Origin of the sequence: Streptomyces sp. R302 (genome assembly GCF_012927245.1) — a bacterium.
GTDB lineage: Bacteria > Actinomycetota > Actinomycetes > Streptomycetales > Streptomycetaceae > Streptomyces.
Map to the genome: position 1 here is coordinate 1,190,306 of NZ_JABBGE010000001.1, position 22,929 is coordinate 1,213,234.

Below are 22,929 nucleotides of genomic sequence, written 5' to 3' on the forward strand. Positions count from 1 at the left end.
CCTCCGTCCTCGGAGTCGTACCCCTCGTCGTTCCGTCCGTCGTCCCAGGGAGAGCCAGCCGTGCCGATCAGCGACTTCGACCGTTACCCGCTTCTCTTCGGGCCCTCGCCGACGCATCCGCTGGAGCGGCTCGCGCACCATCTCGGCGGGGCCGCGCTGTGGGCCAAGCGCGAGGACTGCAACTCCGGTGTCGCGTACGGCGGGAACAAGACGCGCAAGCTGGAGTACCTGGTCGCGGACGCGCTCGCACAAGGCTGCGACACCCTCGTCTCCATCGGCGGCGTGCAGTCCAACCACACCCGCCAGGTCGCCGCCGTCGCCGCCCGCGCCGGGCTCAGGTGCGTGCTGGTGCAGGAGAGCTGGGTCGAGTGGCCCGACGCCGTCTACGACAAGGTCGGCAACATCCTGATCAGCCGGCTCGCCGGCGCCGACGTGCGGCTGGTGCGGGCCGGCTTCGGGATCGGCTTCAAGGAGAGCTGGGAGCAGGCCCTGCGCGAGGTCGAGGAGGGCGGCGGGAAGCCGTACGCGATCCCGGCCGGCGCCTCCGACCATCCGCTCGGCGGCCTCGGCTTCGCCGACTGGGCCTACGAGGTGGCCGAGCAGGAGCGGGAGCTCGGCGTCTTCTTCGACACGGTCGTCGTCTGCTCGGTGACCGGCTCCACCCAGGCCGGCATGGTCGCCGGCTTCGCCGCGCTCGCCGAGGAGGGCGGCCGGCCGCGCCGGATCATCGGCGTCGACGCCTCCGCGAAGCCCGCCGAGACCCACGAGCAGATCACCCGCATCGCCCGGGACACCGCCGCCCTCATCGGCGTCGAGCGCGAGCTGACCGGCGCCGACGTGGAGCTCGACGAGCGCTACCACGCCGGCGTCTACGGCGTCCCGGACGAGGCCACCCTCGACGCGATGCGGCTCGCCGCCCGCACCGAGGGCATGGTCACCGACCCCGTCTACGAGGGGAAGTCGATGGCGGGCCTGATCGACCTGGTGGACCGGGGCGAGATCGGCCGCGACTCGACCGTGCTCTACGCCCACCTCGGCGGCCAGCCCGCCCTCAACGCCTACAGCGCGCTGTTCTGAGGCCCCTGCGGCCGCTCAGAGCGCCTGGGCGGCCGGCTTCACCATGCCCCGGACCGTCCGCGACTTCACGAAGTCGCCCATCGCCGTCATCTCCCACTCGCCGGTGAACTGCTTGATGAGCTTGGCCATCATCACGCCGGTCTGCGGCTCGGCGGAGGTCAGGTCGAAGCGGACCAGCTCCTCGCCGGTCGCCGCGTCCATCAGCCGGCAGTACGCCTTGGCGACCTCGGTGAACTTCTGCCCGGAGAAGGAGTTCACCGTGAAGACCAGGCCGGTGGCGTCGGCGGGCAGCCGGCCGAGGTCGACGGTGATGACCTCGTCGTCGCCCGCGCCCTCGCCCGTCAGGTTGTCCCCGGAGTGCCGGACCGCCCCGCCGAGGATGGTCAGCTTGCCGAAGTAGCAGCTGTCCAGGTGGTTGCGCTGGGGGCCGTACGCGATGACCGAGGCGTCCAGGTCGATGTCCTTGCCCCGGTACGCGGGCTCCCAGCCGAGGCCCATCTTCACCTGGGAGAGCAGCGGACGGCCGCCCTTGACCAGCGACACCGTCTGGTTCTTCTGGAGGCTGACCCGGCCCTTGTCGAGGTTGATCTTGCCGGTGGCGGCGGGCGCGGGCGCGGCGGCGGCCGGGGCCGCGGCGGCGAGCCGCGGGTCCACCGGCGGGGCCGGCGGCATCGGCGGGGGAGTGAAGGAGGGCACCGTCTGCGCGGGCGGCGCCACCGGAGCCGGCGGGACCGGGGCGGCGGCGGGCTCCTCGTCCACGCTCACGCCGAAGTCGGTGGCGATGCCGGCCAGGCCGTTCGCGTACCCCTGGCCGACGGCGCGGACCTTCCACGCGCCGTTGCGCAGATAGATCTCGACGACCACCAGGGCCGTCTCGGTGGCCAGCTGCGGCGGGGTGAAGGTGGCGATGACCGCGCCGCTGTCGGCGTCGCGGACGGTCGCGGTGGGCTCGATGCCCTGGAAGGTCTGTCCTGCGGCGTCCGGACTGGCCGTGACCACGATCCTCTCGATGCCGGCGGGCAGGCCGCCGGTGTCCACCAGGATCGCGTCCGGCGCCGTGCCGCCGCCGGAGCGGTAGGTGACACCGGGGCCCGCGGGCTGGTTGTAGAAGATGAAGTCGTCGTCCGAGCGCACCTTGCCGTTGGCGCCGAGCAGCAGGCCCGAGACGTCGAGCCGCACGGGGGCGGCGACGTCCACCGCCACGCGGGGGGTGGTGAGCGGGAGGTTCGAGCCGGGGGTCATTGCGGTCATGCCAGGCCTAACGCTCCGGGGCGCTTTGCCGTTCCCTTACCCGCGACGGGTTCGGCCACCCTGGTTACGGGGATGGTTCCTGGCCTGCCGCTCGTTGCCGAAACGGTACGCCCCCGTCCAGCGGGCCAGCAGCAGCTGGACGTCGCCGGACTCCGCCTCGGCCAGGAACTTCGCCGCCCTGGCACCGCGCAGCACCCCCGCGGGGCGGCCGTGGTGGGTGAGGACGACGGAACCGTCCTTGCGCTCCTCGTACGTGAATCCCTGGGGTCGTGGCATGCCGGGCATCCTGCCCGCCCCGGGGCAGGTCCGTCATATGAATTATCTTTCGCACCGTGGGTGCAGTGGGTGGGAACTCTTTTACGACCGGGGACGTCGACGAGGCGCGTCAGGAACTCGACGCGCGCTACTACACGAGCCGGATGGACGTCGTCGACGAGCACCGCTCCTTCGCCGCCCGGTTCGACATCGTCGAGTTCGGGCCGCTCGTCATCGGCGACCTGAGCTGCGGCGCCGACGTCCGGATGAGCTTCGGCGAGCTCGGCGCGTACCACGTCAACGCGCCGCTCAGCGGCACCATGGAGATGCGCCAGGGCCACGGCCCCGCCGTGTACGCCTCCGCCCGCGACGCGCTGCTCCTCGACCCCGCCGGCGACACCTTCCTCGACCGGTGGAGCGGCGACGGGCGGATCCTCTCCGTCAAGGTCGGCGCCGCCGAGCTGCGCGACCGCCTGGAGAGCCTCCTCGGCCGCCCGCCGCAGGGCGGCCTCGCCTTCCGGTCCGGCCTCGACATCTCGCGCGGCCCGGGCCTGAGCTGGGTGCGCTTCGCCCGCCGGGTCGCCGCCGAGGCGCTCGCCGGGGAGGGCCTCGCCCACCACGAACTCGTCGCCCGCCCCCTCCAGGAGGCGCTGCTCAACGGCCTGCTCCTGGCCGCCGAGCACCCCTGGCGGGACGAGCTCGCCCACCCCGCCGGGCCGCGCCGCCCGGCCCCGGTCAAGCGGGCCATGGACGCGGTCCTGGAGCGCCCCGAGCACCCCTTCACCACCACCGAACTCGCCCTCCACGCGCGCGTGAGCGTCCGCCGCCTCCAGGAGTCCTTCCGGGAGTACGTCGGGATGTCGCCGATGGCGTACGTCCGCGAGGTCCGGCTCGAACGGGTCAGGGAGGAGCTGCGGGCGGCCGAACCGGACGAGGTGAGCGTCAGCGAGGTCGCCTGGCGCTGGGGCTTCGCCCACCAGGGCCGCTTCGCCGCGCGCTACCGCGAGCGCTTCGGCGAGTCCCCCTCCCGGACGCTGCGGACGGCCCCCTGACGCGGTCCGGTGCGCCCCTGTGCCCCCGCGCGCACCCGTCGACCGCGCATTCCGGACAGAGGCCGCGTTAGGCGGCTCGCGGCGATCTTGGTGGCCGCCTACGGTGGATGCGTCCGGCGCTGCCAGCGCGCGCCGTCGAACCGGGCCCGGCCGGCTCCCCCGTATCACCGGCCGGGCCCGCGGCGCGCCTCGGGAGCACGCTGTCCCTCCGGGGCGCCGAGGAACGCGGCGATGCCGGATTCCCGCCTCTGGACAGCCTCTTCGACCCCTTCGTACGGTCGGCCCGCGGGGAGTCGCAGAAGGGCGGGTCGATGGGTTACGCGGAGACGATGCGCCTCAGGGCGGGGCAGGCGGTACGGGAGATCGGCGCGGACGACGACACCGACGACGAGATCCGGGACGACGTCCGGCGGGTGACGGGACGGGAGCTGCTGGACGACACCTCCGAGGAGGTGGCGGACGCGGTGCTGTGGTGGTGGCGGGAGGGGGACGGGGACCTGGTGTCCGAGCTGACGGACGAGGCGGGGCCGTTGGTGGAGGGCGGGTCGATCTGGGTCCTGACGCCGCGGCAGGGCAAGCCGGGGCACATCCCCGTCCTGGAGATGGCCGAACTCGCCGACGACGCGGGCCTCCGGGTACGCGTCGCAACCCCCCTCGGCAGCTGGACGGGCCACGACCTGTACCGCCCCTGAAGCGCCGCCGCCGTTCCGTTGTGGGCGCACGCGCCGCGCCGCCGTTCCGTTGTGGGCAATCGTTCCGCTGGGGCGGTGCCCACCCGTCGCCGCCGCCGTTCCGTTGTGGGCATACGTTCCGCTGGGGCGGAACGGGTGGGCACAACGGAACGGCACCGTTAGCGGGTGCCTCCGCTTCCGGGCCTGAACCCGCACCCGTACGGAGCCGTACATCGGGTGCGGGTTCGGGCACGGGAAGCCGAGGCGCGGCAGGGGGCGCCGTCCCTGTGCCCACCCGTCCCGCCCTTGCGGGACGTATGCCCACAGGGACGCCGGGCGCGGGGCCTGCGGGTGGGCACCGCCCTGCGGGGACGTATGCCCACAGGGGTGGCGGGCGCGGGGCCTGCGGGGTCAGGGGGCGGTGAAGGTGCCGCCGAGGTAGTCGTCTTCCGGGGTGGGGAGGTGGGTCGAGAGGAGGCGGGGGGCGTGGGGTTCGGAGTCGTCTTCGGGGGTGTAGCCGAGGGCACGGGCGGGCGCCAGGTCCCACCATCCGCGGGTGTTGGCCGAGGAGCCGTACACCACCGTGTGCCCGACGGACTCCGCCGTGAGCGCCGCGTGCAGCAGGCGCGCGCAGTCCGCGGGGCTGAGCCAGAGGGACAGCATGCGGACCGTCGTCGGCTCGGGGAAGCAGGAGCCGATGCGTACCGAGACCGTCTCGATGCCGTGCCGGTCCCAGTACAGCTGCGCCAGGTCCTCGCCGAAGCACTTGGAGAGGCCGTAGTAGGTGTCGGGCCGGTGCGGGGTGGTGACCGGGACCAGGGGTTCGCCGTCGCGCGGTCGGCGGGTGAAGCCGACGGCGTGGTTGCTGGAGGCGAAGACGACGCGGCGGACGCCCTCCTCGCGGGCCGCCTCGTAGAGCCGGTGGAGGCCGGTGACGTTCGCCGCGACGATCGCGTCGAAGTCGGCCTCCACGGAGATGCCCGCGAGGTGCACGATCGCGTCCACCCCGCGCACCGCCTCCCGTACCGCCTTCCGGTCGGCGAGGTCGGCGACGGTCGCGTCCGGCGCGTCGGGCACGGGCGCGACGTCGAGGAGGCGGAGCTCGTAGCCGTACTCCGGGAGCAGGCCCCGCATGAGGGTGCCGACGCCGCCGGCGGCACCGGTGAGCAGAAGGGTGCGGGGTGCGGGCATCGGTGGTACTCCTCGGCCGGAAGGGTCGCGCATTCATGGACGTGGACACGCTAGGGAGGGGGTGAGGGGGCGTCAAGATGCGGTCCTGCGGGGGTTTCAGGGCTTGACCGGGGCCTTGTGCGCGGTTAGCGTTCGCGGGGCGTTCATGGATGTGAACGTATGAGCCGCCGTGTGACGCGTACCCTCGGAGCGCCCGTGACCAGCCCCGCCCGCCCCCGTACGGGAGCCTTCCTGTATCCCTGGGACGTCGACGGCGACCCCGCCGCCCCCGCGCTCCTCGCCGGGCTCGGCGTGCGCCAGGTGACGCTGGCCGCCGCGTACCACTCCACCCGGGCGCTCAGCCCCCGCCACCCGGCCCGGCGGGTCGTCGCCGCCGAGCACGCCGCCGTGCTCTACCCGCCGGACCCGGCGCGCTGGGCCGGCCGCCGGCTCGCCCCGTACCCGGCGGGCGGCTGGGCTCCGGGCGACGCCTGGGCGCGGGCCGCGGAGGCGCTCGACGGCACCGGTCTCGACGTGCACAGCTGGGTCGTCCTCGCCCACAACTCCCGGCTCGGCGCCGACCATCCGGACACCTCCGTCGTCAACGCCCACGGCGACCGCTACCCGTGGGCCCCCTGCATCGCCCACCCCGAGGTCCGGGCCCTGCTCGTCGACCTCGCCGCCGAGGCCGCCGTCCGCCCCGGCGCGACCGGCACCGAGCTGGAGTCCTGCGGCTGGTACGGCTACGCCCATCTGCACGCCCACGACAAGACCGGCGGCGTCCCGCTCGACGACCGCGCCCAGTCGCTGCTGTCGCTCTGCTTCTGCCCGCACTGCCGGCGGGGGTACGCGGACGGGGGCGCCGACCCGGACGCGCTGGCCGCCGCCGTCCGCACCGCCCTCGCGCCCGTCTGGACCGGCACCGGGCCCGCCGGGGAGCTCGGCGAGCTCGCCGAGCCCGTCCTCGCATGGCGTACCGCGACCGCCCGCTCCTTCCAGGAGGCGGCCGTCGCCGCCGTACGGGCCGCCGCCCCGCCCGGCTTCCGGATCCTGCTGCACGCCGACCCGGACCCGTACCGCTGCGGCGCGGACGCCGGCACCGACCCGGCGCACGTCCTCGGCCTCGCCGACGGCGTGGTGGCCCGGCCCGGCCGGCTCGCCGCCTTCGCCGCCCACCGGCCGCCCGGCGGCACCGTCGCCGCCAACCTCTCCGTCGTCGCCGGCATGGGCGGCGCCCCCGGCCGGCTCGCCGAGGACGCCCGCCGGGCCCTCGCCGACGGCGCCACCGAACTCCGCCTCTACCACGCGGGCCTGGCCTCCGACGCCGACCTGGCGGCGGTCCGCACCGCCTTGGCCGAGCTCGGTCAGGCCGTGTCTTCCGGATCATGCCGGGCTCGCGGCGCCTGGCACCGCGAGCTGATCCGACCTGATCCGAAAGGCACGGCCTAGCCGACCAGGCGGCCGTCCCTGGCCACCACCCGGCCCGCGCGGACCACCAGGTCGCGGCGCGGCAGGTCCACCACGACCTGCGGCAGGCACTCGCCCTCGACCAGCATGAAGTCGGCCGGGGAGCCGGGGCGCAGATCGGCGGCCGGCAGGCCCAGGAGCGCGGCGCCGCCGTGCGAGGCGAGCGCGAAGCAGGCTTCGAGCTCCTCGTCGAGCCGGGCGTCCAGGGCCCAGCCGGCCAGCCAGGCGCGGTGCAGCATGTCGGCGTCGCCGTACGGGCTCCAGCTGTCGCGGACGCCGTCCGAGCCGAGGCCGACCGTCACCCCGCGCTCGGCGAGCCGCCGGAACGGCAGGATCGTCGTCTCGCCCAGGGCGACCGTGGTCAGCGCGACGCCGGACTCCGCGAGCAGGTCGGCCAGTTCGTCGAGCTCCCGGCCTTCGAGGCCCGCCACCGCGAAGGCGTGTGCCACCGCCACCCTGCCGTGCAGCCCGGCCGCGCGGGTGCGGGCGGCGATGTCCCGGATCACGGCGAGGCCCGGCTCGCCCCGGTCGTGGAGGTGGATGTCGAGCCCCAGGCCGTGCTTCTCGGCGAGGCCGAAGACCAGGCCCAGCTGGTCGCCGTCCCGGCCGCCGGAGGCGTCGAATCCGGTCGGGTCGATGCCGCCCAGATGGCTGACCAGACCGCTCGCCGCCGCCTCGGCGAGCAACTCCGCCGCGCCCGGTTCGCGGACCACGCCGTGCTGCGGGAAGGCGACCAGCTCGACGTCGACGATCCCGGCCAGCCTCGCGGCGGCGTCGGCGATGCCCTCGATGCCGGCGAGGCCGTAGGCGGGGGCCACGTCCGCGTGGGCCCGCATGGCGCGGGTGCCCCGCGCCGCCGCGTGGGACATCAGGCGCAGCGCCCGCTCGCCCACCGGCGTGGGCAGCGAGCGGGCGAGTTCCACGTCCCCGGCGACGTACTCGGCGATGCCGGCGGCGGGGCGGCGGCGGTGCCAGGGCTCGCCCCAGGAGGTCTTGTCCGGGTGGATGTGCGCGTCGACCAGGGTCGGCAGGGCGAGCCGCCCGCCGCCGTCGACCCGCTCGACGACCGCCCCTTCGGGGACCTCCGCGACGAGCACCCCGTCGACGGCGATCAGCTCGCCGGCCGGCCCGCCGAAGGGCCGTACGCCGTGGAAGAGGGTCGCGGTGCGGGGCGTGGGGCTCACGGGGGTCTCCTTCGGGCTCGGACACAACCCGTTTGGTATACCATGGGGCTGTCTTTCGGCGCGGCCCGCCCCGTCACCAGGCCAGCTTCTCCAGCGCGTCCAGGTCCAGGGGCGCCGACGGCGCGGGCCCGGGACCGGCGACGTCCGGGCCGCCGTCCCCGCCGACCCGCAGCTCCGCCCAGATCGTCTTGCCGCGCCGCCCGTACCGTGTGCCCCACCGCTCGGCGAACCGCGCCACCAGATACAGCCCGCGGCCGCCCTCGTCCGTGTCCGCCGCGTGCCGCAGATGCGGCGAGGTGCTGCTGCCGTCCGACACCTCGCACACCAGCGTCCGGTCGTACAGCAGCCGCACCCGCACCGGTTCCACCCCGTACCGCACCGCGTTGGTGACCAGCTCGCTGAGGATCAGCTCCACCGCGAAGACCGCCTCGTCGAGGCCCCACTCCGCCAGCTTGGCCGCCGCCGCGTTCCGCACCGGCGACACCGCCGCCGGGTCCCGGGCGACCTCCCACTCCGCGATCCGGTCCGCCGGCAGCCGCCGGGTCCTGGCCACGAGCAGCGCGATGTCGTCCCGGGGCGTCGGCGACAGCAGGTTCGCGAGCACGTCCGCGCAGATCTGCTCGGGGCTCCGGGCCGGCCGCTCCAGGGTCCGGCGCAGCAGCCGCAGCCCCGTCCCCACGTCCCGCCCCCGGTCCTCCAGGAGCCCGTCCGTGAACAGCACCAGGTTGCTGCCCTCCGCGAGCCGCAGCTCCGTCGACTCGAACGGCACGTCCCCGAGCCCGAGCCCCAGCGGCAGCCCCGGCGCCAGCGGCGGGAACTCCACCCGCCCCTCCGCGTCCACCACCGCGGGCCCCGGATGGCCGGCGCTCGCCACCGTGCACACCCCGGACGCCGAGTCGTAGATCGCGTACAGACAGGTCGCGCCGGTGATGGTCTCCTGCCCCCGCCCCCGTCCGCCGTCGCCTCCCGGGGCCGGCTCGCCCTCCTCGTCGATCCGCCCGGTCAGCTCGTCCAGATGGCCGAGGATCTCCTCCGGCGGCACGTCGAGCGTCGAGAAGTTGTGCACCGCCGTCCGCAGCCGGCCCATCGTCGCCGCCGCGTGCAGCCCGTGCCCCACCACGTCGCCCACCACGAGCGCCACCCGCGCCCCCGGCAGCGGGATCACGTCGAACCAGTCGCCGCCCACCCCCGCCTTCGCGGGCAGGTAGCGGTACGACACCTCCACCGCGTTCTGCTCGGGCAGCACCCTCGGCAGCAGGCTCCGCTGGAGCGTCACCGCCATCGCGTGCTCCCGGGTGAACCGCCGGGCGTTGTCGATTGCCACCGCCGCCCGCGCCGCCAGCTCCTCCGCGAACTCCAGGTCCTCCTCCCCGAACGGCTCCGCCGTGTCCGCCCGCCAGAAGTTCGCCATCCCCAGGGTCACGTCCCGGGCCAGGAGCGGCACCGTGAGCAGCGAGTGCATCCCGTACGCCAGCGCCCGGGCCGCCCCCTCCGGGTCCTGCGCCCGCCAGCCGTCCGCCGCCGCCAGCTCCGCCTGCACCACCGCGTGCCCCTCGGCGAGCGCCGTCGCCATCGGCGTGCTCGGCACGTGGAAGCGGATCACCTCGCCGACCGGCTGCAGCGGCTGCTCCTCCCGTACGCCGCTCAGCGCGGTCCTGCGCATCTCCGCCAGCGTCGCGTCCTGCGGCGGCTCCTCGCCCCGCAGTACCGGTTCGAGCAGCTCCACCGTGGCGAAGTCCGCGAAGCGCGGCACCGCGACCTCCGCCAGCTCCTCCGCGGTCCTCACCACCTCCAGCGTCGTCCCGATCCGCACCCCCGCCTCGTACAGCAGCTGGAGCCGGCCCCTGGCCACCGCCGCCCGACCGGAGAGCGCGGCCAGCTCGGTGGTGTCCCGCATCGTCATCACGCTGCCCACGCCGGAGCCGTCCGGGGCGGTGGGCCGCACGCTGACCGCGAGCAGCCGGTCGCCCGCCCGGTGCACCTCGTCCGTCGCGGTCCGCCCGGACTCCAGGAGCTCGACCGTACGGGGATCGAGCCCGAGCTCGGAGACCGGGCGCCGCTCGGCGTCCGCCGGCAGGCCGAGGAGCCGCCGCGCCTCGTCGTTGGCGAGCAGCAGCCGCCGGTCCGCGCCGACGATCAGCACGCCCTCGCGGACCGCGTGCAGCACCGCCTCGTGGTGCTCCTTCATCCGGGTCATCTCGCTCGGGCCCAGGCCGTGCGTCTGGCGCCGCAGCCGCCGCGACACCAGCGCCGCGCCGCCCACCGCGAGCAGCAGCGCGCCGCCGCCCGCCGCGAGGAGGACCACGAGGCGGCCCTGGACCACCTCGCTGATCGACTGCACCTCGATGCCGCTCGTCACCATGCCGACGATCCGGCCGTCGTCGGCGACCACCGGCACCACGGCCCGCACGGCGTCGGTCGGCGAGCCGCGGAAGGTCTCCGTGAACGACTCGCCGTCCTCCACCGCCCGCGACAGGTCGCCGGTCGCCCGCTCGCCGATCAGCTCCGGCACGGCGTCCGTGTACCGCACCCCGTCCCGGCCGAGGACCGCGACGAAGTCCACCCCGGTCGCCACCCGGGTCTGCTCCGCCCGTTTCTGGAGCGCCGCCGTCGGGTCCGGCGAGGTCAGCGCCGCGTCCACGCCGGGCGCCTTCGCGAAGGCCTCCGCCACCGCGAGCGACCGCGTCCGGGCGTCCCGCAGCACGTCGCCGCGGGCCTGCTGGAAGGTGACGAGCACCGCCGCCACGATCACCAGGAGGGCGATCAGCGCCTCCAGGGCGAGGACCTGCCCGGCGACGCTCCGCAGCCCGGAGCCGTGCCCCGGGCGCGCACCGTCCCGGCGGGCCGTCATCCGGTGCTCCGGGCGATGAGCAGCGCCACGTCGTCCTGGGCGCCGGGGCGGCGCAGCTCCCGGAGGAGCCGGTCGCAGCTCTCCTCCAGGGACAGCTCCCGGGTGGCCTCGACGAGCCGGACGAGCAGCGCGAGCCGTTCGTCGATGGGGGCGTCCCGGGTCTCGATCAGCCCGTCCGTGTACAGCACGAGCCGGTCGCCGGGGAGGAACGGCACCCGCGCGGTGCGGAAGGTGCCGCCGCCGACGCCGAGCGGCACCCCGGTGGAGACGGCGACCAGCTCGGCGGGGCCGTCGGCCGGGAGCCGCACCGGCGGCAGATGGCCCGCGTTGGAGATCCGGCAGCGCCGCCGCGCCGGATCGTGCACGGCGAAGAGGCAGGTGGCGATGGACGGCTCCAGGCCGACCGCGATCCGGTCCAGGTGCCGCAGCACCTGCCCGGGGGAGAGGCCGAGGTCCGCGAAGGCGCGGACGGCGGTCCGCAGCCGGCCCATGGTCGCCGCCGCCTCGATGCCGCTGCCCATCACGTCCCCGACCACCAGGGCCGTCCGGTCGTCGGGCAGCGCGATCACGTCGTACCAGTCCCCGCCGACCTCGCTCGACGCCTGCGCCGGCTGGTAGCGGGCCGCCGCCGCGAGGCCCGGGCGGGCGGGCGGATCGCCGGGCAGCAGGCTGCGCTGGAGGGTGACGGCCGCGTTCCGCATGCTCTGGTACCAGCGGGCGTTGTCGATGCTGACGGCCGCGCGGGCCGCCAGCTCCACGGCGAGCAGCACGTCGTCCGCGTCGAACGGCAGCGGGCTGTTCCGGTCCCGCTTCAGGTCGAGCGCCCCGAGCACCTCGCCGCGCGCGATCAGCGGCACCGCCAGGTACGAGTGCACCCCGGCCCGCGCGAGCCGCCCGGCGGCCTCGGGGCCGCGCGCGATCCGCGGCAGGTCCTCGGGGCCGACCCGGGCCACCAGGACCGGCCGCCCGGTGTGCACGCAGCGGGTCACGAGCCGGTCGGCGCCGTACAGCGCGACCGAGCCCGGCGGGTCGGCGGCCGCCAGCGCCTCCGTGTCGTGCCCGGCCTTCACCGCGAGCGCCCGGAAGAGCGCCGGGCCCTGCGCGGAGGTGCCGGGCCGACGCAGGGCGAGCACCGAGTCGAGGACGTCGACGGCGGCCACGTCGGCGAGGGCCGGCACCACCACCGACGCCAGCTCGTCGGCCGTCCGCTCCACCTCCAGGGTGGTGCCGACCCGGGCCGAGGCGTCCGCGATCAGGGCGAGCCCCCGCCGGGACCGGTCGGCCTCCGCGTCCGCCCGGTGCCGCTCGGTGACGTCGACCACCCAGGCCGCCACGCCGAGGACCCGGCCGCCGGCCGCCTCCAGGCGGTAGAACGACACCGACCAGGCGTGCCGGTCGCCGCCCGGGTCGGCAGGGGTGGCGCCCGTCGCCTGGAGGTCGAGCAGCGGCTCCCCGGTCTCCAGGACCCGCCGGGCCGCCGCCTCCAGCGGCGCCGCGTCCACGCCCGGCAGCACCTCGGCGGGCCTGCGGCCCAGGTGCCGGTCGGCCGGCAGCCCGTTGAACCGTTCGAGGGCCGGGTTGACCAGGACGTACCGCAGCTCGGTGTCGAGGACCGCGAGGCCCAGCGGGGACTGGTCGACCAGCCGGTCGGAGAGCGCCAGCTCCGTCTCCATCCGGGCGACGACGGTCCGGTCGGCGCAGATGCCGAGCGCGTACAGGTCGCCCAGGTCGTCGGTGAGCCGCATGTTGCGGAACTCCACCTGGCGGGTCGTCCCGTCCTTGTGCCGTACGGGGAAGGTGCCCGCCCAGGTGGTGCCGCGCTCCAGGACCTCGCCGAAGAGCCGCATCGCCTCGGCCCGGTGCTCCTCGCCGACGATCAGCCGGGCCACGTACTGCCCCAGGGCCTCGTCGGCCCGGTACCCGAAGAGGGCCTCCGCCTGCGGGCTCCACAGCACGATCCGCCCGGTCGCGTCCACCACCACGGCGGCCACGCCGAGCACGTCGAGCAGCCCCCGCCCGCCGAAGACGGTCCCGGAGGGGGATCCGGACGGGGAACCGGGCGGGGATCCGGGCGGGGAACCGGACGGGGAACCGGGCGGGGAACCGGCACCGGACCGGGCGTTTCCGGGCACGGCGGTGCCTGCCTCCTCCGCCCCCGTGCCCGTCTCCGGGAAGGAACCGGCCGTCACCCTGCCCTCCTCCCGCCTGACCCACGTCCCTTCCATGCTCCCCGGCCCCCCGCGGGCACGCACCACGAGACGGTCCGAGCCAGGGCCTGTCCGGCGGATCACGGCCGGGGCCGCGACCCCTGGCACGCCCGGCCCTGATCCGGAAGACACGGCCTAGGCCACGGCCACGCGCTCCGGCGCGGTCGCCGCGCGGAGCGCCCAGGCGAGGCCCGCCACCGCGAGGGCCGGGAGCAGGAGGCGTACGTCCATGGTGGTGACCAGGCCCGCGCCCAGGGCCAGGGCCAGGGCGTTCGGGACGAAGAGCGCGGTGTTCGCGGTCGCCGCGAGGCGGCCGGCCGCCTCCGCCGGGGCCTCCCGCTGGACCGCCGTCATCGTCGCCACCAGGACCCACGGCATGCCGAGGCCGATCACCGCGCTCGCCGCCAGGGCCGCCGCCTCGTGCGGCACCGCCCGCACCCCGGCCGCCGCCGCGAAGAGCGCGAGCCCGGCCGCGGCGAGCAGCCGCTCCGGCACCCGGCGCAGCAGCGGTCCGGTCGTCAGGCCCGCCAGGACCGAGCCGGCGCCCTGCACCGCGTACAGCACCCCCGCGTACGCCGCCGGCCGCCCGAGCCCGTCCACCACCGCGTACACCGCCGCCCCGTTCACCCCGGCGAGCAGCATCGTGAAGGACCCGGTGGCGACCAGCGGGCGCAGCACCGGCGAGGCGGCGAGCAGCCGGACGCCCTCGGCGGTCTCCCGCCACCACGACCGACCCCCGGCCCCCGGCTCCCGCGCGGCCGGGACCGGCCGCTCCTCGCGCACCCGCATCGCGGCGAAGGCGCCCGCCGCGAGGGCGAAGCTCGCCGCGTCGAGGAGGGCGACGGGACCGCCCCCGTACCGGGCGAAGAGCCCCGCCGCGGCCAGCGGGGCGATCAGCTTCATCGACTCGTTGGCCGTCATCCGCCACCCGTTGACCGAGCCGAGCCGCTCCTTGTCGAAGCCGGTCGACAGCAGCGCCTGCTCGGCGGCGTCATGGACGGCGCCCTGCGTCCCGTACAGGACGAGGACGGCGAAGAGCAGCCACACGCGGTCGGCGGAGGTCACCCAGAGGAGGAGGGGCAGCACCGCCACCATGGCGAGGTCGAGGGCGATCAGCAGCGGACGGCGGCGCACCCGGTCCGCGAGCGTGCCGAGCAGCGGCCCGAGGAGGGCGGGGGCCCAGAGGGCGAAGGCGGTGAGGGCCGCGAGCCCGTCGGAACCCGTCAGCGACTTGACCCAGATCCCGGAGACCAGCCACATCGCCGTCGTCCCGAACCCGGACACGACCACACCTGTCAGATACCAGCGCATGGAGGGAGACTCGCGTCTGAGGCGTCCCGCCCGGATCGGGCAACCGCCCTATTCCGAAGCGCTGCCGGGCCCTATTCCGGAGCGCTCCCGGGCGCTCCCCGCCCTATTCCGGAGCGCGACCGGGTGCTCCCAACCCTGTCCGGAGCGCTCCCGGCCCCTACGCCCCGGCCGCCGCCCGGTCCTCGCGCCAGAGCGCCGCGCCCGTGACCACCGCCCCGAGCCCCTCCCACAGGCCCACCCCGAGGAAGCCGGACGGGGCCCGTTCCGTGATCACCGCCGCGGTGAAGACCGCGCAGGTCAGCAGCCGGAAGGGGACCGTCCAGCGGAAGAACGCCCGCCAGTCGGCGAGCGCGGCGAGCACGTAGTAGACGCCCATGTTGAGCGCCGCCATCGAGGAGGCGGTGAGGAAGACCAGCGTGTGGTCGCCCTCCGCGCGCCCGCCGGCCGGCACCGGCTCGAAGCCCATCGTCGTGAGGAGGACGTCCGGGGAGACCAGGCCCACCACCCCGAGGGAGGCGGCGAGGACGCCGAAGACCGCCATGGTCCAGCCGGAGAGCGAACGGGGCAGGCGGTGCAGGCGACGCACGACGGTCCTCCGCGGAACAGGATCGGCAGTTCGGGAACGCATGTTCTGTTCGAACGTTCCCTGCCTATCGCACGAAGGGCCGCGGGGGCCAATCCGGCCCCCGCGAACGTCACTTCAGGGCCGCCGCCATCATCTTCCGCGCCACCGGCGCCGCCAGGCCGTTGCCGCTGACCTCGGAGCGGGCCGCGCCCGAGTCCTCGATCAGCACGGCCACCGCCACCTGCTTCCCGGTCGACGGGTCCTTGGCGTAGGAGGTGAACCAGGCGTACGGCGTCTTGCTGTTGTTCTCGCCGTGCTGCGCCGTGCCCGTCTTGCCGCCGACCTCCGCCCCGGCGATCGCCGCGTTGGTGCCGGTGCCCTGCTCCACCACCGTCACCATCGCGCTGCGCAGCTGCTCGGCGGTGGCGGAGGAGACGATCCGGGTGGCGTCGCCGTCCTCGAAGGACTCCAGCGCGTCGCCGTCGGAGTCGACGACCTCGGAGACCATGTGCGGGGCGGCGAGCCGCCCGTCGTTGGCGATGACCGCCGAGACCATCGCCATCTGGAGCGGGGTGGCGGTCACGTCGAACTGCCCGATGCCGGTGAGCGCGGTCTGCGCCGGGTCCATCCCGGACGGGTAGACGCTCGCGTAGGCCCGGACCGGCACGTCCAGCTCGTCGTCGTCGAAGCCGAACCTCTCCGCCATCGCCTTCACCTTGTCCTGCCCCAGGTCGGCGGCCATCTTGCCGAAGACGTTGTTGCAGGAGTAGCGGAGCGCGGTGCGGATCGTGGCGTTCTCGCAGGGCGCGGAGGCGTTCTCGTTCTTCAGGACGGTCCGGGTGTTCGGCAGGGTGTACGGCTGCGGGCTCGTGGTCGGCACGTCGACGGAGGAGTACAGGCCGTCCTCCAGGGCGGCGGCCGCGACGACCAGCTTGAAGGTGGAGCCGGGCGGCAGCGGCTGCCGCAGCGCCCGGTTGACCAGCGGCTTGTCGGGGTCCTCGGTCAGCTCCTTCCAGGCGGCGCCGTCGTTCGTGCCCGCGATGTCCGAGGGGTCGTAGGAGGGTGTGGAGACCATGCCGAGGATCCGGCCACTCACCGGGTCGATCGCGACGGCCGCGCCCTTCTTCTTCCCGAGCGCCTCGTAGCCGGCCTTCTGCACGGCCGGGTCGATCGTGGTGACGACCGTGCCCGGCTCCTGCTGCGTGCGGGTGACCGCGTCCACCGGGTTCTTCAGCCGGTCGTCGGTGCCGTCCAGGATCCCGGAGTAGATGCCCTCCAGCTGGGTGGCGCCGTACGCCTGCGAGCTGTAGCCGGTGACCGCCGCGTACAGCTCGCCGTCCGTGTAGCCGCGCTCGTAGGCGAGATCACCGCTCTTCGTCCGCTTCGAACCGGTGACCGGCGAGCCGGCCACCACGATGTTCCCGAGCGGCTGCGCGTACTGCGCGATGGTCTTCCGCCGGTTCTTGCTGTCGTTCGCGAGCGCCTTGCCCTCGTACGCCTGCACCCAGGTGGCCCGGCCGAGGAGGGCGAGCACGAGGAGCAGCGCGAAGACCGAGGTGCGCCTGATCGTCTTGTTCATGGCACCTGGAGGGACGAACGGGGCGGCGGCAGGCGTTCCGGATGCGGTCCGATTCTCAGGAAACGTTCATCCGGGACAAAAGCGCCCCCGCTTCGTCCCTCACAGCCGCCGCGTCGCCAGCGTCAGCCGATCGCGCGCGTCGAAGAGGGCGTCCTTGATCAGCTGCTCGTGCGCCGGGGTCAGCCGGGCGGCCGGCACCGAGCAGCTCAGCGCGTCCCTGGCCGGGGACCGGTAGGGGATCGCCACCGCGAAGCAGCGCAGCCCCAGGGTGTTCTCCTCGCGGTCCACCGCGTACCCGAGCTCGCGCACCCGCGCCAGCTCCTCGATCAGCCGCTCCCGGTCGGTGATCGTGTGCTCGGTCACCGACGGCAGCTCCTTCGGGAGCAGCTCCCGCACCTGCTCGTCGTCGTGGCCGGCGAGCAGCGCCTTGCCGAGCGCCGTCGAGTGCGCGGGCAGCCGCCGGCCGACCCGGGTGAAGGGCCGCAGGTGGTGCTGGGACTGGCGGGTGGCCAGGTAGACCACGCTGGTGCCGTCGAGCCGGGCGAGGTGGACGGTCTCGGTGGTGTCGTCGGAGAGCCGGTCGAGGGTGACGCGGGAGGCCGCCACGACCTCGTCGCCGTCGATGTACGAGGTCCCCACGAGGAGCGCCCGCACCCCGATGCCGTACCGCGTGCCGGTGGCGTCGGTCTCCACCCAGCCCAGGTCGACCAGGGTGCGCAGCAGCATGTACAGGCTCGACTTGGGGTAGCCCATGGTCTCCTGTACGGCGGCCAGGGTGTGCATCCCGGGCCGTCCGGCGAAGAACTCCAGGAGCTCCACCGTCCGCACCGCGGACTTCACCTGCGCACCGTTCGCGTCGGCACCCGCCATGTCCCCGCCCTTCTCGCCGGACTCCCGGACGACCTTCCGCCTCCCGGGTGACCTTGTGGGAACGCCCGTGGCGTCCCTAGAGTCCACCCTGAAGCGTTCATGCACAAGAACGGCGTTCATCATAGTGAACAGGGGTGTGGTCGTGTCGGCAGCAGCAGTGTGGAGTGTGGACCCCCGGACGGGGAAGCCTCGCGAGCAGGTCGGGACGGAGGCCACGGCCGCCGACGTCGACCGCGCGGTCCGCGCCGCGCACGCCACCCGGGACTCCCTCGCCGACCGTACGGTCCGCGCCGCCTTCCTCAGGACCGCCGCAGACCTCCTCGACGCCTCCGCCGACGAGGTCGTCGCCACCGCCGACGCCGAGACCGCCCTCGGCGCCCCCCGGCTCACCGGCGAGCTCGCCCGCACCAGCGGCCAGCTCCGGGCCTTCGCCGCGGTCGTCGAGGACGGCGCCTACCTCGACGTACGCATCGACCTGCCCGACCCGACGGCCGTGCCGCCCCGCCCCGACCTGCGCCGCTGGAAGATCCCGCTCGGCGTCGTCGCCGTCTACGCGGCCAGCAACTTCCCGCTCGCCTTCTCCGTCCCCGGCGGCGACACCGCCAGCGCCCTCGCCGCCGGCTGCCCCGTCGTCGTCAAGGCCCACCCCGACCACCCGGCCACCTCCGAGCTGGCCGCCGCCCTGCTGCGCCGGGCCGCCGCCAAGGCCGGCCTTCCCGAGGACGTCGTCGTCCTGGTGCACGGCTTCGACGCGGGCGTCGAGCTGGTCCGCCACCCGCTGGTCGCGGCCGCCGGCTTCACCGGTTCCGTACGCGGCGGCCGGGCGCTCTTCGACGCCGCCGTCTCCCGCCCCGTGCCGATCCCCTTCCACGGCGAGCTCGGCTCCCTCAACCCGGTCGTCGTCACCCCCGGCGCGGTCGCCGAGCGGGCCGAGGAGACCGGCGCGGGCCTGGCCGGCTCCATGACCCTGGGCGCCGGCCAGTTCTGCACCAAGCCCGGCTTCGTCCTCGCCCCGGCGGGACCCGACGGCGACCGCTTCCTCGCCGCGCTCACCGAGGGCGTCGCCCGGGCCGGCGCCGCCGTCCTGCTCGACGACCGGATGCGGGCCGCCTTCGTCGACGGCGTCGCCGAGCGGGCCGCCCTCGACGGCGTCGAGGCGCCCGTCGTCCCCGGCGCCGCCGACGAGCACACCGTCACCCCCGGCGTCCTCACCGTCGACGCGGCCCGGCTCGCCGCCGGTGAGCACGCCCTCCTCCTGGAGGAGTGCTTCGGCCCCGTCACCGTCGTCGCCCGCTACACCGACGAGACGGAGATCACCGCCGTCCTCGGCCGGCTGCCCGGCAACCTCACGGCCACCCTGCACTGCGCCGACGAGGACCCCGCCGCCCCCGGCCTGCTCGCCGCCCTCACCCCGCTCGCCGGCCGCGTCCTCGTCGGAGGCTGGCCCACCGGCGTCGCCGTCGCCGCCGCCCAGCACCACGGCGGCCCCTACCCGGCGACCACCTCCACCGCCACCTCGGTCGGCGCCACCGCCATCGAGCGCTGGCTCCGCCCGATCGCCTACCAGTCCACCCCGCAGCACCTGCTCCCGCCGGAGCTGCGCGACGCGCCGGAGGCATAGCCCGAGGCGTATCCGGAGGCGTAAGCGGAATGAAATCCGCGGGGGCGGTGTTGCGGAGAGGACAGCCCGCCCCCCCCGGAGAAGGAAACCCATGCGCGTCGAGATCTGGTCGGACATCGCCTGCCCCTGGTGCTACATCGGCAAGGCCCGCTTCGAGAAGGGCCTCGCGGCCTTCGCCCACCGCGAGGACGTCGAGGTCGTGCACCGGTCCTTCGAGCTCGACCCGCACCGCGCCAAGGGCGACACCGGGCCCGTCCTGGAGATGCTGGCGAAGAAGTACGGCCGGACCCTCGACGAGGCCCGCGCCATGGAGGCGCACGTCGCCTCCAACGCCCACTCCGAGGGCCTGGAGTACCTCGCCGACGGCCGCGACCACGGCAACACCTTCGACATCCACCGGCTGCTCCACCTCGCCAAGGAGCGCGGCCGGCAGAACGAGCTGCTCGACCTCGCCTACCGGGCCAACTTCGCCGAGGAGCGGTCCGTCTTCGACGCCGAGACCCTGGTGACCCTCGCCGTCGAGGCCGGGCTCGACGAGGCCGAGGCGCGCGCCGTCCTCGCCGACGAGAACGCCTACGCCGACGCCGTGCGCGCCGACGAGCGCGAGGCCGCCGAACTCGGTGCCAACGCCGTGCCGTTCTTCGTCCTCGACCGCCGCTACGGAGTCTCCGGCGGCCAGCCCGCCGAGGTCTTCACCCAGGCCCTGGAGCAGGCCTGGCAGGGCCGCGTCCTCCAGCCCGTCGGGGCCGCCGACGCGGAGGCCTGCGGCCCCGACGGCTGCGAGGTCCCGGCGCGCGACTGAGACAGCGCTCCGACCCGTCCCACCGCCCTGACCTGCGAAGATAAGCGGCGCTTGGGGGTTCCCCATGATCATTCGGCATTGACGGGGGGTCGTGGGGAGCCCAGGGTAGGGGCATGGACTCCCTCGATCAGCCGCTCGGCGGCGCCGAGTTCGCCCCCAAGCGGACCTATCTGAACACCTCCGCCTGCGCCCTGCTGCCGCGCAGGACCGTCGAGGCGGTCACCGCCCTCGCCCAGGAGACCGCCGACGGGCGGGCGGGCGGCGCCGGCAGCTTCGACGTCGTCGACGAGGCCCGGGCCTCCTTCGCCCGGCTCGTCTCGGTCGCCCCCGAGCGGGTCGCGGTCGGCAGCTCGGTCGCCGTGCACTCCGGGATGATCGCCCAGTCGATGCCCGCCGGCGCCGAGATCCTCTTCCCCGAGGGCGACTTCTCCTCCCTCATCACGCCCTTCACCGTCCGCGGCGACCTGAAGGTCCGCTTCGTGCCGCTGGAGCGGCTCGCCGAGTCCGTCCGCCCGGAGACCGCCCTGGTCGCCCTCTCCGCCGTGCAGTCGGCGGACGGGCGGACCGCCGACCTCGCCGCCGTCCGCGCCGCCGCGGCGGCCCACGGGGCCCGCACCCTGCTCGACGCCACCCAGTCCGCGGGCTGGCTGCCGCTGCGGGCGGGGGAGTGGGACTACACGGTCGCCGGCGCCTACAAGTACCTGCTCTGCCCGCGCGGCGCCTCCTTCCTCACCGTCACCGAGGAGGCCCAGGACGGCCTGCTGCCGATCCACGCGAACTGGGTCACCGGCGAGGAGCGGTGGGTCAACAGCTACGGTCCGGTGCGCGAACTCGCCCGCTCCGCACGCCGCTTCGACGAGCCCTCGGCCTTCCTCTCGTACCACGGCGCGGCCGCCTCGCTCGCGCTCCTGGAGGAGATCGGCATCGAGCGGATCGAGGCCCACGACAAGGGGCTCGCCGCCCGCTTCCGCGCCGGACTGCTCTCCCTCGGGCACCGGCCGGTCATGGACGACTCCACGGTCGTCGCCGTCCCCGGTCTCGGCCACCGCGCCGACGCCCTGGAGGCGGCCGACATCGTCCTCTCGGACCGCTCCGGCAATCTGCGGGCCTCGTTCCACCTGTACAACACGGCGGCGGACGTCGACCGCACCCTGGACGTCCTGGCGGGCTGAAAGCCGCCCGGCGGTTCGCCGCCCGGCGGTTCAGCGGTTCATCCGGTTCAGCGGTTCATCGGATTCAGCAGTTCACCGGCGGGCAGTCGCCCGCGTCGCCCGCCTCCGCGCGCAGGTTCTCCGCGAGGACCCCGAGGAGGCGGGCCAGCTCGGTCCGCTCGGCCGGGTCGAGGCCTGCCAGCGAGCTGGCCTCCAGGTCGGACCAGGCGTTCTCGACGCCGGCCTTCAGCGCCTGCCCCTCCTCCGTCGCCTCGACGAGCACCGCCCGCCGGTCGGCGGGGTCGGGGGAGCGGTGCACGTAACCGCACTGCTCCAGGCGCTGGAGCATCTTCGTCACGGTCGACGGGTCCAGGCCGAGCGACTGGATCAACTCCGACTGGCGGGCCGCCCCGCAGTCCCACAGCCGCATCATCATCAGCTCCTGGCCCGGGTAGAGGCCGAGCTCGCGCAGCCGCCGCCCCATGGCTATCCGGTGCGTCCGGGAGACCCGGGCGAGGGTCATGCCGACCGGGCCGCCGCGCGCGGCGGACGGCAGCTGCTCGGTGCAGGCGGGCTCGACTGCGGTCATCAGGGGCTCCTCGGGGCGGCTCTACCTTCCTCAGGGTACAGCGCGCGAGTATTTGCTTGGCTGGCCAATCAATGCGTACAGTGACTTCGGGCCACATGATTGGCCGACCACATATTAGGTTCGGGAGACCGCCATGACCACCGCCTTCGACCCCGTCGACCTCGCCGGCACCCGCCTCGCCAACCGGATCGCCATGGCCCCGATGACCCGCAGCCGGGCGAACGGCCAGGACCGCACCCCGCCGGCGATCGTCGCCGAGTACTACGCCCAACGCGCCTCCGCCGGACTGATCATCAGCGAAGGCATCCAGCCGGTCGCCGAAGGCCAGGGCTACCCCAACACCCCCGGCCTGCACAGCCGCGAGCAGATCGCCGCCTGGCGCGAGGTCACCGACGCCGTCCACGCGCGCGGCGGCCGGATCTTCGCCCAGCTCATGCACTCCGGCCGGATCGGCCACCCCGACCTCCTCGACGGCGACCTCCACCCCGTCGGCCCCTCGCCCGTCGCCGCCGCCGGCCAGGTCTACACCCACGAGGGCCCCAAGGACTTCCCCACCCCCCGCGAGCTCACCGGCGACCAGGTCCACGAGGCGGTCGCCGGCTTCGCCGCCGCCGCCCGCAACGCCGTCGAGGCCGGCTTCGACGGCGTCGAGATCCACGGCGCCAACGGCTACCTGATCCATCAGTTCCTCGCCTCCGGCTCCAACCACCGCACCGACGAGTGGGGCGGACCGGTCGGGAACCGCATCCGCTTCGCCGCCGAGGTCGTCCGCGCCGTCGCCGCCGAGATCGGCCCCGAGCGCACCGGCCTGCGGATCTCCCCGGCCAACACCCTCAACGACATCGCCGAGACCGACACCGACGAGCTCTACCCCGCGCTGCTCGAAGCGATCGAGCCCGTCGGCATCGCCTACCTCCACGTCCTGGAGACCGCCCCGGAGCGCCGCCCGCTCGTCCTCGACCTGCGCAAGCGCTTCGCCGGCACCTTCATCCTCAACCCGGCCACCGGCGCCGACCCGACCGGCGCCGAGTCCCTCGCCCTGGTCGAGGACGGCACCACCGACCTCGTCGCCTACGGCCGGCTCTTCATCGCCAACCCCGACCTGCCCGCCCGCCTGAAGACCGACGGCCCCTACGCCGCCCCGGACCCCGCCACCATGTACAGCGGCGGCCCCGAGGGCTACATCGACTACCCCGCCCTCTGAGCACCCCGCCCTTCGAGCGCGTACGACGGAGGGGCGGGACCCGGACACGACC

Annotated in this window: 19 protein-coding genes; 8 read left to right on the forward strand and 11 right to left on the reverse strand. The window is 74.9% G+C overall.

Features of this window, described 5'->3' with window-relative positions:
- The first annotated feature begins 60 nt into the window (after window positions 1–60).
- Window positions 61–1,077 carry a 1-aminocyclopropane-1-carboxylate deaminase gene (locus HHL19_RS05445; RefSeq protein ID WP_169085973.1) on the forward strand — a complete coding sequence of 339 codons (1,017 nt, stop codon included), beginning with the start codon at window positions 61–63 and terminating at the stop codon, window positions 1,075–1,077.
- Window positions 1,078–1,092: 15 nt separating this feature from the next.
- On the opposite strand, the gene HHL19_RS05450 is transcribed toward HHL19_RS05445, so the two are convergent.
- Entirely contained in the window at window positions 1,093–2,319 is a 1,227-nt protein-coding gene (locus tag HHL19_RS05450; RefSeq protein WP_169086343.1) for a TerD family protein, read from the reverse strand.
- Between the two features lie 45 nt (window positions 2,320–2,364).
- Complete coding sequence (locus HHL19_RS05455; protein ID WP_169085975.1) at window positions 2,365–2,604, reverse strand: hypothetical protein; 240 nt, start codon at window positions 2,602–2,604, stop codon at window positions 2,365–2,367.
- 56 nt (window positions 2,605–2,660) lie between these two features.
- Here HHL19_RS05455 and HHL19_RS38420 point away from each other — a divergent pair, with 56 nt between their 5' ends.
- Window positions 2,661–3,635, forward strand: coding sequence for an AraC family transcriptional regulator (locus tag HHL19_RS38420; protein WP_346768252.1), 975 nt, complete (start codon window positions 2,661–2,663; stop codon window positions 3,633–3,635).
- Window positions 3,636–3,946: 311 nt separating this feature from the next.
- Window positions 3,947–4,327 (forward strand): DUF3052 family protein, encoded by a 381-nt coding sequence (locus HHL19_RS05465; RefSeq protein WP_169085977.1) that lies wholly within the window; start codon window positions 3,947–3,949, stop codon window positions 4,325–4,327.
- 390 nt (window positions 4,328–4,717) lie between these two features.
- On the opposite strand, the gene HHL19_RS05470 is transcribed toward HHL19_RS05465, so the two are convergent.
- On the reverse strand, window positions 4,718–5,497 hold the full coding sequence (locus HHL19_RS05470; RefSeq protein ID WP_169085979.1) for an NAD(P)-dependent oxidoreductase: 780 nt from the start codon (window positions 5,495–5,497) through the stop codon (window positions 4,718–4,720).
- Window positions 5,498–5,692: 195 nt separating this feature from the next.
- On the opposite strand from HHL19_RS05470, the gene HHL19_RS05475 reads away from it, so the two are divergent.
- Window positions 5,693–6,925 (forward strand): hypothetical protein, encoded by a 1,233-nt coding sequence (locus HHL19_RS05475; RefSeq protein ID WP_346768253.1) that lies wholly within the window; start codon window positions 5,693–5,695, stop codon window positions 6,923–6,925.
- Here the strand turns inward: HHL19_RS05475 and HHL19_RS05480 are convergent.
- From HHL19_RS05480 to HHL19_RS05510, 7 genes are all read right to left on the reverse strand, one after another.
- On the reverse strand, window positions 6,922–8,127 hold the full coding sequence (locus tag HHL19_RS05480) for an amidohydrolase (RefSeq protein WP_346768254.1): 1,206 nt from the start codon (window positions 8,125–8,127) through the stop codon (window positions 6,922–6,924). The two genes, HHL19_RS05475 and HHL19_RS05480, sit on opposite strands and share 4 nt — an antisense overlap.
- Before the next feature lie 73 nt (window positions 8,128–8,200).
- On the reverse strand, window positions 8,201–10,978 hold the full coding sequence (locus HHL19_RS05485; protein WP_169085981.1) for a SpoIIE family protein phosphatase: 2,778 nt from the start codon (window positions 10,976–10,978) through the stop codon (window positions 8,201–8,203).
- Window positions 10,975–12,978, reverse strand: coding sequence for a SpoIIE family protein phosphatase (locus HHL19_RS05490; RefSeq protein WP_346768267.1), 2,004 nt, complete (start codon window positions 12,976–12,978; stop codon window positions 10,975–10,977). The genes HHL19_RS05485 and HHL19_RS05490 overlap by 4 nt, the downstream gene beginning before the upstream one ends.
- A 342-nt stretch (window positions 12,979–13,320) precedes the next feature.
- Entirely contained in the window at window positions 13,321–14,496 is a 1,176-nt protein-coding gene (locus tag HHL19_RS05495) for an MFS transporter (RefSeq protein ID WP_169085983.1), read from the reverse strand.
- Between the two features lie 157 nt (window positions 14,497–14,653).
- Window positions 14,654–15,037, reverse strand: coding sequence for a hypothetical protein (locus HHL19_RS05500; protein ID WP_206324704.1), 384 nt, complete (start codon window positions 15,035–15,037; stop codon window positions 14,654–14,656).
- Window positions 15,038–15,191: 154 nt separating this feature from the next.
- Entirely contained in the window at window positions 15,192–16,640 is a 1,449-nt protein-coding gene (locus HHL19_RS05505; RefSeq protein WP_169085985.1) for a penicillin-binding transpeptidase domain-containing protein, read from the reverse strand.
- A 99-nt stretch (window positions 16,641–16,739) separates the two neighbouring features.
- Window positions 16,740–17,510, reverse strand: a complete 771-nt coding sequence (locus HHL19_RS05510) for an IclR family transcriptional regulator (RefSeq protein ID WP_169085987.1) — start codon at window positions 17,508–17,510, stop codon at window positions 16,740–16,742.
- Between the two features lie 142 nt (window positions 17,511–17,652).
- Here HHL19_RS05510 and HHL19_RS05515 point away from each other — a divergent pair, with 142 nt between their 5' ends.
- From HHL19_RS05515 to HHL19_RS05525, 3 genes are all read left to right on the forward strand, one after another.
- Window positions 17,653–19,131: an aldehyde dehydrogenase (NADP(+)) gene (locus tag HHL19_RS05515; RefSeq protein ID WP_169085989.1), complete on the forward strand. Its 1,479-nt coding sequence runs from the start codon at window positions 17,653–17,655 to the stop codon at window positions 19,129–19,131.
- Window positions 19,132–19,222: 91 nt separating this feature from the next.
- Window positions 19,223–19,933: a DsbA family oxidoreductase gene (locus HHL19_RS05520; RefSeq protein ID WP_169085991.1), complete on the forward strand. Its 711-nt coding sequence runs from the start codon at window positions 19,223–19,225 to the stop codon at window positions 19,931–19,933.
- A gap of 113 nt (window positions 19,934–20,046) precedes the next feature.
- The gene (locus HHL19_RS05525; protein WP_169085993.1) at window positions 20,047–21,105 is read left to right on the forward strand and encodes an aminotransferase class V-fold PLP-dependent enzyme; all 1,059 of its coding nucleotides are present in this window, start codon (window positions 20,047–20,049) and stop codon (window positions 21,103–21,105) included.
- A gap of 64 nt (window positions 21,106–21,169) precedes the next feature.
- On the opposite strand, the gene HHL19_RS05530 is transcribed toward HHL19_RS05525, so the two are convergent.
- Entirely contained in the window at window positions 21,170–21,673 is a 504-nt protein-coding gene (locus HHL19_RS05530) for a MarR family transcriptional regulator (RefSeq protein WP_169085995.1), read from the reverse strand.
- A gap of 133 nt (window positions 21,674–21,806) precedes the next feature.
- On the opposite strand from HHL19_RS05530, the gene HHL19_RS05535 reads away from it, so the two are divergent.
- Window positions 21,807–22,877, forward strand: a complete 1,071-nt coding sequence (locus HHL19_RS05535) for an alkene reductase (protein WP_169085997.1) — start codon at window positions 21,807–21,809, stop codon at window positions 22,875–22,877.
- The last annotated feature ends 52 nt before the right edge of the window (window positions 22,878–22,929 follow it).